17 protein-coding genes and 1 pseudogene are annotated in these 14,542 nt (G+C 51.1%); 14 read left to right on the top strand and 4 right to left on the bottom strand.

The features are described 5' to 3' along the window. The first annotated feature begins 136 nt into the window (after positions 1 to 136). From BM403_RS15560 to BM403_RS15525, 7 genes are all read left to right on the top strand, one after another. Positions 137 to 397, top strand: a complete 261-nt coding sequence (locus tag BM403_RS15560) for a hypothetical protein (RefSeq protein ID WP_175538078.1) — start codon at positions 137 to 139, stop codon at positions 395 to 397. A gap of 167 nt (positions 398 to 564) precedes the next feature. Then, a complete protein-coding gene (locus BM403_RS15555) occupies positions 565 to 876 on the top strand; it encodes a hypothetical protein (RefSeq protein WP_093543801.1) in 312 nt (103 codons plus the stop codon). Beyond that, on the top strand, positions 873 to 1,475 hold the full coding sequence (locus BM403_RS15550) for a hypothetical protein (RefSeq protein WP_093543646.1): 603 nt from the start codon (positions 873 to 875) through the stop codon (positions 1,473 to 1,475). Before BM403_RS15555 ends, BM403_RS15550 begins: the two co-directional genes overlap by 4 nt. Positions 1,476 to 2,433: 958 nt before the next feature. Beyond that, positions 2,434 to 3,684 carry a DUF4297 family anti-phage-associated protein gene (locus BM403_RS15540; protein WP_093543642.1) on the top strand — a complete coding sequence of 417 codons (1,251 nt, stop codon included), beginning with the start codon at positions 2,434 to 2,436 and terminating at the stop codon, positions 3,682 to 3,684. Beyond that, the gene (herA, locus tag BM403_RS15535) at positions 3,681 to 5,444 is read left to right on the top strand and encodes an anti-phage-associated helicase HerA (protein ID WP_093543640.1); all 1,764 of its coding nucleotides are present in this window, start codon (positions 3,681 to 3,683) and stop codon (positions 5,442 to 5,444) included. Before BM403_RS15540 ends, herA begins: the two co-directional genes overlap by 4 nt. Before the next feature lie 278 nt (positions 5,445 to 5,722). Further along, a complete protein-coding gene (locus BM403_RS15530; RefSeq protein WP_093543638.1) occupies positions 5,723 to 6,277 on the top strand; it encodes a restriction endonuclease in 555 nt (184 codons plus the stop codon). Between the two features lie 194 nt (positions 6,278 to 6,471). Next, positions 6,472 to 7,287, top strand: coding sequence for a DUF1206 domain-containing protein (locus BM403_RS15525; RefSeq protein ID WP_093543636.1), 816 nt, complete (start codon positions 6,472 to 6,474; stop codon positions 7,285 to 7,287). A 33-nt stretch (positions 7,288 to 7,320) separates the two neighbouring features. Here BM403_RS15525 and BM403_RS32195 read toward each other — a convergent pair whose 3' ends face one another. The 3 genes from BM403_RS32195 to BM403_RS15510 form a co-directional block, all read right to left on the bottom strand. Then, on the bottom strand, positions 7,321 to 7,524 hold the full coding sequence (locus tag BM403_RS32195; RefSeq protein WP_093543634.1) for a hypothetical protein: 204 nt from the start codon (positions 7,522 to 7,524) through the stop codon (positions 7,321 to 7,323). Positions 7,525 to 7,536: 12 nt separating this feature from the next. Next, positions 7,537 to 7,944, bottom strand: coding sequence for a hypothetical protein (locus tag BM403_RS15515; RefSeq protein WP_093543799.1), 408 nt, complete (start codon positions 7,942 to 7,944; stop codon positions 7,537 to 7,539). A gap of 226 nt (positions 7,945 to 8,170) precedes the next feature. Then, positions 8,171 to 8,728, bottom strand: coding sequence for a hypothetical protein (locus tag BM403_RS15510; RefSeq protein WP_093543632.1), 558 nt, complete (start codon positions 8,726 to 8,728; stop codon positions 8,171 to 8,173). 199 nt (positions 8,729 to 8,927) lie between these two features. Between BM403_RS15510 and BM403_RS15505 the strand changes: the two genes are divergently transcribed. Beyond that, on the top strand, positions 8,928 to 9,443 hold the full coding sequence (locus BM403_RS15505; protein WP_139237976.1) for a helix-turn-helix domain-containing protein: 516 nt from the start codon (positions 8,928 to 8,930) through the stop codon (positions 9,441 to 9,443). A 184-nt stretch (positions 9,444 to 9,627) separates the two neighbouring features. Beyond that, positions 9,628 to 10,236 (top strand): annotated as a pseudogene (locus BM403_RS32190) (histidine phosphatase family protein); the annotation flags it as partial. Between the two features lie 746 nt (positions 10,237 to 10,982). On the opposite strand, the gene BM403_RS15495 reads toward BM403_RS32190, so the two are convergent. Further along, positions 10,983 to 11,447, bottom strand: a complete 465-nt coding sequence (locus BM403_RS15495; RefSeq protein ID WP_093543626.1) for a DUF3429 domain-containing protein — start codon at positions 11,445 to 11,447, stop codon at positions 10,983 to 10,985. 244 nt (positions 11,448 to 11,691) lie between these two features. Between BM403_RS15495 and BM403_RS15490 the strand changes: the two genes are divergently transcribed. From BM403_RS15490 to BM403_RS15470, 5 genes are all read left to right on the top strand, one after another. Continuing rightward, complete coding sequence (locus BM403_RS15490; protein ID WP_093543624.1) at positions 11,692 to 12,753, top strand: SDR family oxidoreductase; 1,062 nt, start codon at positions 11,692 to 11,694, stop codon at positions 12,751 to 12,753. A gap of 51 nt (positions 12,754 to 12,804) precedes the next feature. Beyond that, positions 12,805 to 13,014, top strand: a complete 210-nt coding sequence (locus BM403_RS15485) for a hypothetical protein (protein ID WP_093543623.1) — start codon at positions 12,805 to 12,807, stop codon at positions 13,012 to 13,014. Then, the gene (locus tag BM403_RS15480; protein ID WP_093543621.1) at positions 13,011 to 13,487 is read left to right on the top strand and encodes a hypothetical protein; all 477 of its coding nucleotides are present in this window, start codon (positions 13,011 to 13,013) and stop codon (positions 13,485 to 13,487) included. Before BM403_RS15485 ends, BM403_RS15480 begins: the two co-directional genes overlap by 4 nt. Positions 13,488 to 13,547: 60 nt before the next feature. Continuing rightward, positions 13,548 to 14,087: an SH3 domain-containing protein gene (locus tag BM403_RS15475; RefSeq protein WP_093543619.1), complete on the top strand. Its 540-nt coding sequence runs from the start codon at positions 13,548 to 13,550 to the stop codon at positions 14,085 to 14,087. Between the two features lie 116 nt (positions 14,088 to 14,203). Next, complete coding sequence (locus tag BM403_RS15470) at positions 14,204 to 14,335, top strand: DUF2256 domain-containing protein (protein ID WP_093543617.1); 132 nt, start codon at positions 14,204 to 14,206, stop codon at positions 14,333 to 14,335. The last annotated feature ends 207 nt before the right edge of the window (positions 14,336 to 14,542 follow it).

Raw genomic sequence — 14,542 nt, 5'->3', positions numbered from 1 at the left:
CACGGCGGTATTTGCCGCTGTCCTGCCCCGGCCGGGCTTCCATCCTCAAGCTTGCCTCAAAGATAAGCCGTAGCCGCAGGCCGGAAAAACAAGAGTTCTCTCCAAACTGGGAGACCTGCTAAGGGAGAACGCTGTGATGCACCAATCACCATACGTAATTCATCGCGAAATCCTTCTCAACGGGATGTATGGAACAGCCAATCGGTTGCAAGAGTTCGTCCTCTGTCAGCTCGATCCTTGTAGGTACACTTTCGACATCGGTGAACATCGCGGCGGGTTCGACAGTGTCCACCTTCAGATCTATCAGGATAGGAAGCAGTGGTTCTGGGACAACGGCCCAGCAAGCGCCGGTTTTAAAGAAATCGCCGAAGCACTTCAAGCCAGATACACCGGGTAAAAAATCGGTTTTCAAACACTGTAGCTAGGTAACAGTCCTCCAACAAATCAGTCCCAGCAGCTGCGCTTGAGCAAACCTATATCTCTTCAAAAAAAATCGCTTCAGGCTCAAGGTTTTCCGAAACCAACCGTTTGTGATGGATAAGTACCTTTTTTTGAGCGATGGTTTTGCCCCTCTCTACACATGACTTCGCACAGCGCCTGAGCGGCGCCTTATCGTTCCCCTCCACGATTCTCGGCAACCGCCAACGGCGCACATGGGAGCGGCTGATCAGCTACATCGAATCCTCAACCTGCGCATCCGAATTCAACAGAGCGGCAGCCTATGCCGAGGGCTATGCACATGCATTGGCCGATAGCGGCCAGATCGAGATTTCCATCGCACGAGATCTGTTGATCATCGAAACGGTCGACGCCTGGCGATGCGCCCGTACTTACCCGAATGCTTCGACCAACCTGAGCTACCCAGGAAAACTATGACTTCCTTTTTTAAGCGCTACGCCGACGGCGGAACATCAGACCGGCACATCCATATGCCGCAGCGTCCTATGCCCACGACCGTCAGTCATTGTCCCCTCGAGGTCTTAGTCGGCCATTGGGAAAAGTATCTGGTAGATCCCTCCTCCGTTCGTGAGCAGTTTCCGTGGGCGGCGCGATTCGTTATGGGTATGCCCGTTCCATCGTGGGCGCGCGGGCTGGAGTGGAACCTAGGGCAGAAGGCTCGTTTTATTTCCGCTGTTTGGTCAGGGGCAGACCTGGGGAGCTACCTCACGAATGACTGGTACGAGCCATTGATCGGTAGCAGGGCATTGGCCGAAAACAGCGAGATTCTGGTAGATGGCCAGCAACGGCTTCACAGCCTGGAAGAGTATCTCCTCGACCGGCTGGCGATCCCTGATGCACAAGGGCAGCCGAGGATCTGGTCTGAGCTCGGCAATGGCGAGCGGAGGCGTTTTTTGTCGACTATTTTCGCTCATGCGAGGGTGTCTTCTGGCGAAGAAGTAGCGTTGCGCAAAATGTATGATCTTTGCGCACAGGGAGTTGTGTCCCGATCATTTGATCAGCGCACCTTTCAGTAGTCATCGACGCTGCGGTTGTCGTGGCATGCCCTTTCAGGGACGGCTGTCGTTAACCAAGCCCAGTCGTGGACTGGTCTTGGCCCTTCGGGCTTCCATCCTCATGCTCTTCGACCCTCCTGGTCTGCGCGCTCCGCTTGCAGAGTGATCCGACTCACCTTCTTGCTTGGACATTGGCTACCGCTCCCACATACTGCTGAGCATCCGATCAAAGATGAGGCTGGGCAAATGGGTTGGCTATTTTGGAAAGACAAGCGCCCCGCGTGGATTCAGGCGGAAGAACGGGAATTCATTAAAGCTGCAAACTGCTTAAAGACGCTTCACGTCACGCCTCGCGGTGGCATGCGCATTGATCCAGAGGAGCTCAGGGATCAGATCCTTGAGGCCCGAGAGTTGTACAAAGACTTGGTTCAAAAATAGCGCTAGTGAGCAAGCAACCTGTTTGCAGCCACAGCCCTTTAGCATGGTTTCAGCACTAAAAAACGAAGGTGTCCACAGGAGTTCGACTTATTGGCACCACGGGCTCCATGTCGGTGGGTTCCCAATGATATCGATTTATGTGCTGAGCTCATAGTGAATGCACTCAAAGATCCTGTTGAGAGTCGGAGGGAGATTTGACTCCCTGATTGTGCTCAACAACTGCGGCACCCCCTTCCCTTGGCCGAGACCATCTGAATGTCGCAATACACTGTGTCGTTATTCTTCTGTCGCCCCCATATCCTCGATTAAGAGAGGACGACGTTGCGAATTGGCGACCAACGTTTTGAAAATTTGATTCAAAACAAGACACGCACGCCAAATGAGCTATCACCATGCCACTTTAGTGATAGATACTCATCTCTCGGAACGAGCTATAAGAAGGACGATGCCAAAGGGTCGCGAAGCTCTTGTGACGTCTGATCTGATAGGTGAAACAGATTTGCGACACCTATCTCGATACCATTCTTAATAGGGAATATTAATGGTCAACCGAGCAGCCAACGCCACAATCAAAGGTTATTTTTACCAGTTCGACTTTGCAATACTTCAGTTATTATTAGCAGCCAATGAGCATGCTATTGTAACAGTTGAGGGTATTGAGGACGTCGACATTGATGATGTTTCTAATGAACAATATATTCAGTGCAAATACTACGCGGCCACGGATTACAACCACTCCGTAATCAAACCTGCCATCGCAGCGATGATTATTCATTTCAAAGAAGTGGGCTCTAATAAAACCCCACTACCAAAGTACAAACTTTATGGCCACTATAACGAAGGCCAAGAAAAACTCCCTGAAAAAAGCAAAATAACAGTAGACTTTATTAAAACGCATTTTCTAACAACCCAGAAGAAAGATGCCCCCTCCGAACTGATCCACAGCAAGTACAACATCACCGACGCGGAAATACTCCAGTTCGTAACACTATTGGAAATAGACGTGTATGCTGCAAGTTATGAAGAGCAATTTGAAAGCATCGCAAAACTATTGCTATCAACCATACCAGGCGCCACAAGGGAGGACGTCGAAAACCTTTTCTATCCGGCATCAATAAATAATATAAGAACTCTCGCAATCGAGAAAAACTTGATTGATCGTCAGACCACAAAAAACCGCTTCATCCATGAAATAAACAACAAGAGTCAGCTATTCAACAGCTGGCTCAGGCACTATCAAGGGGCCAAAAAATATGCCAATTTGGTGCGCGAAAAATACTTTAAGCAAAGCACTGCTACGTCTATAGAGAACAAAGCCAGGTTTTTCATTATAAATCTTCCCGCCGGCCATTTAGATACGGCAAATGTACTTGACCTGGTGTTAAAATTTAGCAAAAAATTCTCAAACCGCCCAAGTTCGAGAATTTCAGATACTGAACGATTCTGCCCCTACATTCATTTAATTAACGCGGATGAACTCGCACTCAGAAACCTAAAATTTTCTCTACGGGCTGCCACGATTCCCTTTATAGATGGGAATGATTTTAAAGGATCTGGTTTTCATATCGACTCCATCCTTAAAGGCCCAACCTCATATATGGAGACGCGATTGAAGCTGATCGACGAATTATGTGACTTGGACAGCACTTTAAATTCTTCGCATCGCCGCCCTATTCAGGTATTCGAGTTCTATTACGATACGCCCACCACCGGCTTAAATATTCCGACGGCTGCAACTTACGCTGCAATCAAGGTTGATACTCTAGAAGACATCAAGGAGATGATTAAATGACCGATAAACCGCAAGCAGAGGTCATAGCAGTATACCCAAACAAAGTTCGGATCTGCGTAGATGACCTAGGCAGCTTCACAGAGGGTCATCCTTTATTGCGTGTCGGCTCCTACCTCAGGGTAACAGACCATGAAGATTGCGTTCTTATTGCGATCATTGAAAGCTTTTTGATCGAAGTTGACGATAGAAAAAATCGCCGACATGTGATCGAGGCGCTCCCGCTCGGTGTCATTAAAGATGGGAAATTTATTCGAGGAGGTGATGCGTTAACCATTCCTCCCACTGGCGTTGAACCTGCTACCCTCCAAGACATTAAAAAGATCTTCGAGGACTCCGTACCTGAAAAAAAGAAATTTGAATTCTCATCATTACTAGCCGATCCAGAAATTAGAGTTCCAGTCGACGGAAACAAATTCTTCAACAAGCACATTGCAGTAGTCGGATCAACAGGAGCGGGCAAATCCAACACAGTAGCCAGAATCATTCAGACCTCTACAACTAAAACTCTTTCGGGAACTCAAAACAACTCGCACGCTATAATTTTCGATATTCACTCTGAATACAGAGCGGCCTTCCCTGAAGCCAACCATATCGATATCAACACCTTGAACCTCCCCTACTGGCTACTAAACAGTGATGAACTAGAAGAAGTGTTATTGGATACTGGAGAGCGCGACAACTACAACCAGTCTTCAGTCTTTCGGTACCTAGTCACGGAAAACAAAAAGAAACATAACAAAGCTTACACCAAAATATTTTACGACAGCCCAGTCTTCTTCGACATCCACGAGGTACTGAACGCCCTCTACAACATAAAAAACGAAACAGTAAATTCAAAAAACTCAAATGTCTACATGATTAACGACGGAACCTACGAGCTATTAAAAGAGGGTAAAACAGACCCTACTACTGGATTATTACTAAACGACCAAGAGCGAGTAATAAAATACTTTGAACAAAAGCTGGAATTTCATCCCACAAAGCGTGAAAGCATCACCAACGGCGGGTATGGCGATGGTTCTTTAGATAAGTTTTATACCCGATTCGAGTCTAAGGTCTCTCAGGAGAGATTGGGCTTTCTCTTCGGCTCCCGCGCCAAAGAAAGTTCCCTTGAGAACACTCTCCGAAATCTCATAGGCTATCTACCAAACGAGGGTTCCAACGTTACAGTCCTTGATCTTAGCGGCATTCCGTTCGAGGTTTTGAGCATCACTGTATCTCTAATTTCTCGCCTAATATTTGAGCATGGTTACCACTATAAAGTGCTTAGAACCAAGCAAGGTGAGTCGATCAATAATGATGCCCCTATTTTGCTTGTCTACGAAGAGGCTCACAAATATGTACCTACAAGTGAACTCGCAAAATATCGGGCGGCCAAACAGTCGATTGAGCGGATAGCTAAGGAAGGTCGAAAATACGGCGTCACCTTGCTTCTCTCCAGCCAACGCCCATCAGAAATTTCCGAAACCATTTTCTCTCAATGCAACAACTTCGTTGCGATGCGACTTACCAACCCTAGCGATCAAAATTATGTACGCAGGTTGCTCCCAGATACGCTGGGTAAGCTGATTGAGAAGATGCCAAATCTGGGCGCTGGTGAGGCACTCTTAATCGGCGACTCACTGGTGATGCCGTCGCTTGTGAAAATCGACGTATGCGATCCGGCTCCCTCGTCCGCCGACATCCCGTACTGGGAGCTGTGGAAAGAAGAGTGGAAGGATCTGAGCTTCGACCAAATCACCAATGAATGGCTGAGATAACGCTACCTGTTGGTCGTCGTTCCTTGGGACAGCAACAATGCGAGCGGCCCGACAACTCGCAAATTACAGCTAGATATCGTCGGCTCGCTCGAAACCGATGGATCACGCCGTCGCGTAATGGGGGATTGGCCTGGCTCTGCAGATTTAGAGCCAGTCCTCTTTATTCGTGTTATGAGCTGCCTCCAGAGATTAGTTGCGCTTCGCCGCAGTAGTTTGTGCAGGATAACCGCCCACCCGCCCAAAGCTGGACGGGCAATCTCTTAGTTTAAGGACAGCAAATGTTCCCACCGATGGCGAACCCGGATCTTGAAATCACAGCCACCGAATTCGAGCGGTTAGTCAGGGACTGGATCCTCAAACAGGGAGGTGAACTGACATCGCTGGAGGTTACGCACGACGCAAAAGTCGAGGCCTACGACTCAACCTACCAGATCGACGTGCTGGCTAAATTCCAGGCCGTCGCAGGTGCCGAATTCATCGTGCTGATTGAGTGCAAAAAATACCGTAACGCAGTCGAGCGGGAGCTGGTTCAGGTACTGCACGACAAGGTGAGATCTGTGGGCGCTCATAAAGGAATGCTGTTCACCACAACAGGGTTTCAATCTGGAGCGATAAAGTACGCTACGGCACATGGTATAGCCCTGGTCTCGATAATCGACGGTGTAGCTACCTACGAAACTCGCTCGGCGTATCCGGTTGCGGCGAAGCCACCGACTTGGCTCAACCTTCCGAAATTTGCGCTTTGGCACGTCGGTGAAAATGACGCCGGCAACATCACGATAAAATCCTTGGGGCGTGCTGATACAGAGCTCAACGAGATGTTTGGTGACTAAACCTAACTCTACAGCCTAGGTACCTATAAACCTCCACGTTAGTGGGTTCTCCATGAAATCGATGGACGTATCGCACTCATGTTTTATGTCGGCAGCCGTCTTGGGTAACGAATTCGCCGCAGTCACCGGCTTGATATAGAACCCTGCCCAGCGAGAGGGGTCTGCTCTTGTATCAGATCTCGGGAATACATCGAATGTCCGCGCAACACAGCCTAGTAATACTCGCTCGTGGAGGCTACGCCTCTCGAGGATTGCTGTATTTGATCATCGGTATTTTCGCGTTGCTCGCAGCACAAGACTCGACAAAACCGAAGGACAGTCACAAGAGCCTGGAAGCATTGCTGAGCCAACCATTCGGCTATTTTTTGGTTGGGCTTGTGGTGGCGGGTCTGCTCGCGTTTGCGGCGTGGCGCGTGCTTCAGGCAACGCGTGATGTCGATCATCATGGCAAAAAATTCAAAGGTTTGGTAATTCGCGCAGGCCTGTTCGCGGGAGGTATGGTCAACGGCGCTCTAGCGTTTTTTGCGTTGGGCCTACTCATTAGCGGTATTAAAAGCTCGGGCGATTCCGGAGGGCAAACCAAAGACTGGCTAGCGAATTTCCTATCCTGGGATCACTCGAATTTGTTGGTGTACCTGATCGCTCTCGTTCCCCTTGGTGTGGGTGTTGCTCACATCATCAAGGGATGGAAGGCGTCGTTCGAGAAATATTTTGAAGCTGACGAAGACGTCATGCGGTATGTCCGTCCGGTGTCGCGGTTCGGCCTAATAGCCCGAGGGGTTGTTTTTATAGAGATTGCGTTGCTGCTCGCAATCAGTGGTTCCACTTATCAAGCCATGGATCCACCTGGTATGAAGGAATCACTGGATGCTCTCCAAAATCTACCTGCTGGATGGTTGCTTTTGATGGTCATGGCTTTAGGGCTGATTTCTTTCTCGGTTTACAGTTTCTCAGAAGCTTTTTGGCGCAAGATCAACATGGATGTGCCGGGAGTACCGAGCAGGGATTGATGAGAAACGGAAATCTTACCGCCATGCGGAGCCTTACTCGCACCAAGGCCCCCACGTTGGCGGGTTGTCCACGATATCGATGGACGTACTGAGCTCGTCCTGCATGTGCTCGAAGACTTTGTCGAGACGCGGATGAGCTTTCGAGTTTCGCAGTGTATTTACCAACTCCAAAAGCTCTCGGCCCTGGGCTAGCGGCATCTGGATATCGCAGTACACCGTGTCATCGTCTTGTCCCATGCCCTCACCCGCTCAGTCTTTTTTAGATTTATTTCTTGCGGCCCGATGCTGCTCCAGGTGTCGCATCTCTGCTTCCCAACTCGCCAGGAATTTATCCCAGCCTGAGGCGTATGGCCCATCGACCAACCTGGTTGACCCGACGCTTGCTTGGTGGAAACGCTCTCTCCAGGGCTGCGGGATATCGCGCTCCAAAATGATATCCATACCGGAGTGATGACGCCTCACCGAGACAGAATTACGAACTTCAATGAGTTCGAGTGGCTTATCGCTACAGGGGGTGTCGTTTCGCTCTTGGTCATCGAGATCATCGAGGATGGCAAGGAGGTCGGATGCATTGGGATCACCAGGACGGCGGCTTGCAAGCGCCCACAGAACCTTTCGCCTAGTTCTCTCACGCTCGCGGAGTAAATCGCAGGTCATTTCAGCCTCCTTTTCACAAAGCTCGGCGGTGGTTATGGCGTGCCGCCTTCGGCGGGTGGCTGGCGTGAACCGAGCCGTGGCAAGCCACGTCTCGGCCCTCCGGGCTTTCATCCAGCACGCCTGCGCGCTCCGCTTGCATAATGCGTAGCGCGCCTGGATTTGCCTGAGTTCAGTTCCTAGCGAACTTGTGGGCCAAACATTTCGCTTTAACCGCCAGCCGCGAACATTACTCCTTATGAAACTTGCTGAAGCGACTCGACAGCGTGGAAGGGGCGATAATTTCCCACGATTCCGGCCTCGAGGTGGCACTGAAAATTACCCAGGCACGCCAAAGGAAAAACAGCGCAACCAACCCTGCTTCAACTATCGTAACCACTGTAGCGTTATACATATAGCTTTGATCTTGTCCGAATAAGAAGATCAATGCGAATAAAGAAGGAAACCAGCCGATGAGAAATACCATGCAGAATGCGAGAGCGGCGGCGCCCGCCAAAATCATTGGCACCATGAGTCTAAAGGAAGTAGCGAATATTTTCTCGCCACTTTCTTTTTGAACACCATAAATCACACCAATATTTTTTTCTTTTTTACTACTATTCTTGAACATCCCATAAAGTGTCACACTTTGGCCAACTTCTAATTCTTCGTAAATTTTATTGGTCAATGTTAAATTAGGAATGATGAATCCATCAATACTGATCTTGGCTTTATACCCACCATTCATGGGCATCACAGATCGGACATAGTCGAGCGTTCCGGAAACTTTTACGCAATCAAACTTCATTACAACATTTACCTTTTATTCACGTAATAGAGTTCTGGAGCAGTTGAAATCTACAGCTTCCCCAAATGTAACCATGTTCCGGTAGCAGGGAGGTGCGCGCGTAAGCCCCTGCTGCGAGGAGCTCTGGCGTTTCCCTGCTGGTAGGCGATACGCAGGTGATATCAACCAGCCATGCCCGAAGCTGAATATATTAGATGGAATGGGTTTTAGCAATGTGGCCTTATCCTCGCATTTGGAGATTCCAATGCTTGCTAGGGATTCACTTGCCGCTGTCCTACGCGTCCTCAGACGTGCACGTGATCTGAAAGCAGAGGATTTTTCGACTGGCATCGACCCCACTCACGTGAACAACCTTGAAAACGGTAAAGTCAGCGTATCGCTTGAAACGCTAGAGTCCGTAGCAAAGATCCTTGACCTCCGAACCATCTCGTTGCTGGTGCTCGCAACAAGTCTTCGCGAAAAAATATCGCCTTATGAGTTACTGGCCGAAGTAAAAACGGAAGTACGCGAGTTTTCTTCGCCACGATTTTTGGCCGATTTCGAAAGCCAAATAGAAAATGGCGAGCTGGTGCGCAGACCCTCGGGAGCTCAGGTTTCCCAGGAAAAATTGGCTGCTGTACGAGAGTGCAAGGTTGCGGGCATGACTCAGCGTGAGACAGTCGTGAAGCTCGGTTTACCTGCTTCCACCGTGCAAAGGTACTGGCACAAAGAATAATTTCCTCACTAAAGCGGAGTAAGATCCGCAGCGGCTTTGCGCATCACCCCATCCTGATTTACCCGTGCAGCATTACTGATCAGAGCGTTCTGATATCGTTGCAGCAATAATCCTTGGCTCTATTTCAGTCCTGAAGATCAGCAATGGATAGAACGCTATGCGTACCAGGCCGTGAGAGAATTCGATGAAGCATGTCAGGTTAATCCGACACGGGGAAAGTGCGGCTAACGCCGGCGAAGCAAGCCTGGATCACGCGACCATCCCTCTTACGCCAAAGGGCGTGGGACAAGCGAGCCTAGTGGCAGGGTCATTCGCCCAGGCCCCAGATCTGATTGTTGCGTCTCCATTTTCCAGAGCTCAAGCAACTGCGATGCAGACAGTGGCTGCTTTCCCTTCAGTGCCGTTTGAAATATGGCCTATCCAAGAGTTAACCTACCTTGAGCCCGCACGGTGTACCAACACGACCGTTGCTCAGAGGCGAGATTGGGTGGAAGCATATTGGGCCAAAGCAGACCCCGAATTCACGGATGGTGAAGGTGCCGAGTCTTTCCTGGACTTTATATCTCGGGCTCAGTCTTTCTTGGATCGACTTGCAGAGCATCCTGCTCATGACATCGTAGTGTTTTCGCATGGGCAACTTATCAATGCCGTAGCGTGGCTGATCGAGCGCAACCCGCTGACAATCGATGGCCAGGCAATGACCGAGTGGCGCGAGTATGAGATCACCAACCACGTGCCTAACTGCTGTGCCTACAAGCTAACCAAATACCCAGACGACGCTGGCTGGAAAGTGAGTCCTGGGGAGCCGCTAATTGACGTAACTCAGCGCGTGTTAGGCAGAGCCTACCAAGCAGTTCGCGATCCCGAGCGTTTGCTCATTGAAGAGCGCGCCGAAGCTCTCTCAGCTGCAGGCTATCCGCTGCCAGTTGATGATCCGGCTATGTACGCTGAGCAAAGGCTGAAAGAGGCCAGAACGGCAGCTCGGTCATCCCAGGTAGGTAGCGTTAGCGGAAACACTACGGCGGAGATCTCAGCGAGAGAGGTATGCCAATTATTGCGAGAGGTCATCTTCGAGCGACGGTCGATGACCAGGGTAGGCAAAACGTCTTGGGATGAGATTTATGCGGGCCATTTCGTGGTGAGCGTCGAGGGTTGGCGGATATCGATCTACAACGACTGTGACACGCTCGACTACTGCGAAGAATGCGTCAGTCCGGATGGACGGCAATGGTCGTTTGACGCGGGGGGTAGATTTGGAACAGATCCCATTGCGTTGCTCAGCACATGGGAACATCAGACGCTTGAGCGTCTCCTGAAGGCGCTCTAGGGAGCCAATGTCGAGCGGGCCTCTGCGAGGACGGCTGTCGTGAACCAAGCCTCGCCGTTGCCGAGTCTTGGCCCTGTGGGCTTCCATCCTCCCGCCTGCGCGCTCCGCTTGCTACTGACCCCATCTCACCTTTCCACGAGCCAAGAGGCCCAACAGCCTCGTCTTAATTCAGACGCGGTGCTTGGATGGAAATGAGTCGGGCACACGAGACTTCACGAATGAAGCGCCTCAACGAGCGCGGCAAGCAGCAAGCAGACGCTCGCCACGAAGGTAAGCCGTAATCGCATCGGCAGGTACCAGGCGGGCAAGCTCATAACCCGCAACAGCTGCCTGTCCTGCCGGAGGTGGACAACAAAGCCGATGACCAACAGCAAGCAACCCAATGGCATTGGCAATAACGTGGCAATCCAAGCAATAAGCGCAGGAATGACACTCCAGATAAACCGGTCGGTGCGCTGCTCGGCGCTTATGTCTTGCACGCTCATGGCGAAGCCCCAGTGCAAGGCTCCGACGAAGCTCAGGATGACTGCGCCATAGTTAACAAGCGCAATTTCAAACAATGGCCGATAGTCGAGAGAGAACGGGATCAGCAGCGCCAGAAAAATAAACGGCAACAGACCGCCATAACCCAGCATGCTTACGTGCTTTGGCACAGAGGTTGAAGGCAACGCGTTCATTTGTATTCCTTGCAGTGAGCGACACTCAAGACTGTAGCCACAAAAGCCCTGCTTGGGCGAGATATTGATGGCGAGGTGGGCTCCATTAGAGTCCGCTTAAAAACGGGAGACACCATCGCTCCAAATACTGGAGTTCGGTAGGTGTGTTCGACATCCTCTTACGACGGCCCCCCAATACGGATCCGGTTTAGGTTGAACCTCTGTTACTTAGGTGGACTCCCAAATCTAAATCCAGGAGAAACGTATGACCCAGACAGCTTTGGTTGTAGGCGCCAGCGGCATCGTCGGCAGCGCCATCACTCAGTTACTCATCGAAAACAAGTGGCAGGTTGCCGCGCTATCGAGGCAACCGTCGCAATCGCAAGGCGTGATCCCCGTCGCGGCAGACCTCCAAGATCCAGCTTCGCTGGAACATGCGCTTGCGGATCTGAAACCTACTCATGTCTTCATTACCACGTGGTCACGGCAAGCCACGGAGGCCGAGAACATTCGTGTTAATGCAGCCATGGTTCGCAATGTGCTTGCCGCCGTTCGACCAGCCAAGAGTGTTGAGCACGTAGCACTGGTTACTGGCCTGAAACACTACCTCGGCCCTTTCGAAGCCTATGGTAAAGGCAGCCTTCCGCAGACACCGTTCCGCGAAGAGCTGGGTCGTTTGGACGTCGAAAATTTCTATTACGCCCAAGAAGACGAACTCTTCGTTGCTGCTGAAAAGGACGGCTTCACATGGAGCGTTCATCGCCCGCATACCGTCACCGGGGTTGCTGTAGGTAATGCTATGAACATGGCAACTACCCTCGCCGTCTATGCCTCGATTTGCAAACAGACCAATCGCCCTTTTGTGTTTCCCGGATCAAGGGTGCAGTGGGACAGCCTCACCGATATGACGGACGCCCGGCAGTTGGCGAAACAACAACTGTGGGCGGCCACCACACCGGCTGCGGCCAATCAAGCATTCAACGTCACTAATGGCGATGTATTTCGTTGGAAATGGATGTGGAGCCGAATTGCCGACTACTTCGACTTGCCTGCCGCCGATTATCCCGCTTCACTCTCCCCTCTTGAGAAGCAGATGGCTGACGATCAAGCCGTATGGACGCAAATAGTCGCGGAGAACGGCTTGAAAGAACCCGATATTGGTCGCCTGATATCCCCATGGCATACCGATGCAGACCTCGGTCGACCGATCGAAGTAGTAACGGATATGTCGAAAAGCCGTGCCATGGGCTTCACTGCCTACCAAGCGAGCGATCAAGCATTTTTCGATGTGTTCGACAAACTACGCGAGATGCGCTTGATACCCTAGGTCGTGCCACAACGGATATGCTCAGATGATTCCAAGGAGAGGAGAGGGAAAATGGCAAGCGAATATTCGTTATCAGACGTTCTGGAAAGAATGTACCAAAATCAGCTCGCTCTCGAAGCTGCACTCATGGAGCTGACCCTCCAGATCGAAGCCCAGGGACATGCGGATGTCGGTGACAACGTTCGTGGCGCGCTTTACACAATCGGCGAGAACGCGGGCCACATAAAACAGGGCTTGGCCCGCCTCAAAAAGCTCCCATGACTCCGCCGCTCTTTGATTTTGATCTCAAACGCGTTTCCCGCACGCACTACATCACTGGCAAGGCTGCGATCAACTTTCCGCACGCTAGAAGCACTACAGGTGGGTGGCATTTCCTGTCGTACTTTGATCGAGAGGCTGGGGTTGCCAAGGTGTCGCTGGCGGGCATCCACTATCCTGACACCACCAGTTTTTTCAGCGACGAAGGCATCGTTGACGTCACTGAGCATATGGCGAGGCTTGGCTGGTCTGTAGAAGGCCGGCAGCTTTACATGGCGGATCACTATCGAGCCACCGCCGACATGATCGCGAAGTGGACACTGAGCGAATTCGAGCACTGCAATGTTGTGATTAATGAGTGGTTCCCATCCACATCAGAGAAACTACGACTACTCGAGATACTGGACGCGGCAAAGCCCAAGCTCTTCAAGGTTGGCAGGCTGCACAAATTGAAGGTTTGGCTAAGCTCGCAGTAGAGACACTACCGCACTATGGAAAACAGACGCCCTGGGGCGAGCTGAACGAGGGCAACGGATATGCGTAAAAAATCTCAGTCATGGTTTATCCCGCTCCTCATTCTGTTCGCAGCCCTCTGGGCCATGGGGAATAAAGATACGCCCCCGGCTACAGCACCGCTTAGCCAACAGACCACGCCGAACACGTTAGCTTCTGCTCCATTACCAGCGGCCCCGCCAGCACAAATCCCTCCAGTCGATCAGTTCGTAAACGCGGAGAAGCTGAACCTGCGGAACCAGCCGGGAGGGAAGGTTATCTCGACCCTGAAGCGCGGCGACAGGGTACAAGTATTCGAAAAGAAAAATGACTGGGTTCGCATCAGCATGGACGGCCAGCCAGCCAAATGGCTATCGTCCAAAAGCCTTTGTGACGGAGCGAGCTGCTACGCAACTTCCAAGCCGGAACCAGTCCGTACAGCGCGACCGACTCCTCAGCAGATCCCTAGGCCGGCTTCAAGTTATGGATCATCTTGCCCTTGCTCTTCTGGAAACGTCTGTATTGGGCCGAGGGGGGGTAGGTACTGCATCACTTCTGGAGGAAACAAACGCTACGGCGTTTGATTCCATGTCTATGACGGCACACATGGGTATACAGCCTTCAATTACGTACCGCCGGTTACTTCTCGGCCAGGCAACGTATCGGCTAACCCAGCGGGGCAGATCAGCTTGGGGCTGCTGTGAAAAAGAGTGAACTTCCCGTGAAAATCTGCCTTACCTGCGGCCTTCCCTTTACGTGGAGAAAGAAATGGGCACGCTGCTGGGAAGAGGTTCGTTACTGCTCGGAGCGCTGCCGGCGCAGCAAAAGCTGAACAAAAAAATTCCTGGCGGGATTGGTATTACCTGAGAAACCATTACGAGACGCTCAACCCTGTACACTCAAATGGCAAGTCATTCGTTATAAACAACGTAGCAAAGCCGTTACGGCTTTTTGCCATTATTTCCCCCTGCATTCCCGCTGGGTATTCTTCCTAAATGGAATGACGAGGAGAGCTGGTTAGTGCCGTCCAGCTTACAAG

This window comes from Pseudomonas sp. OV546 (assembly GCF_900116845.1).
Lineage (GTDB): Bacteria > Pseudomonadota > Gammaproteobacteria > Pseudomonadales > Pseudomonadaceae > Aquipseudomonas > Aquipseudomonas petroselini.
Note: the sequence above shows the minus strand (reverse complement) of the source record. Positions and strands in the feature narration are given on the sequence as shown.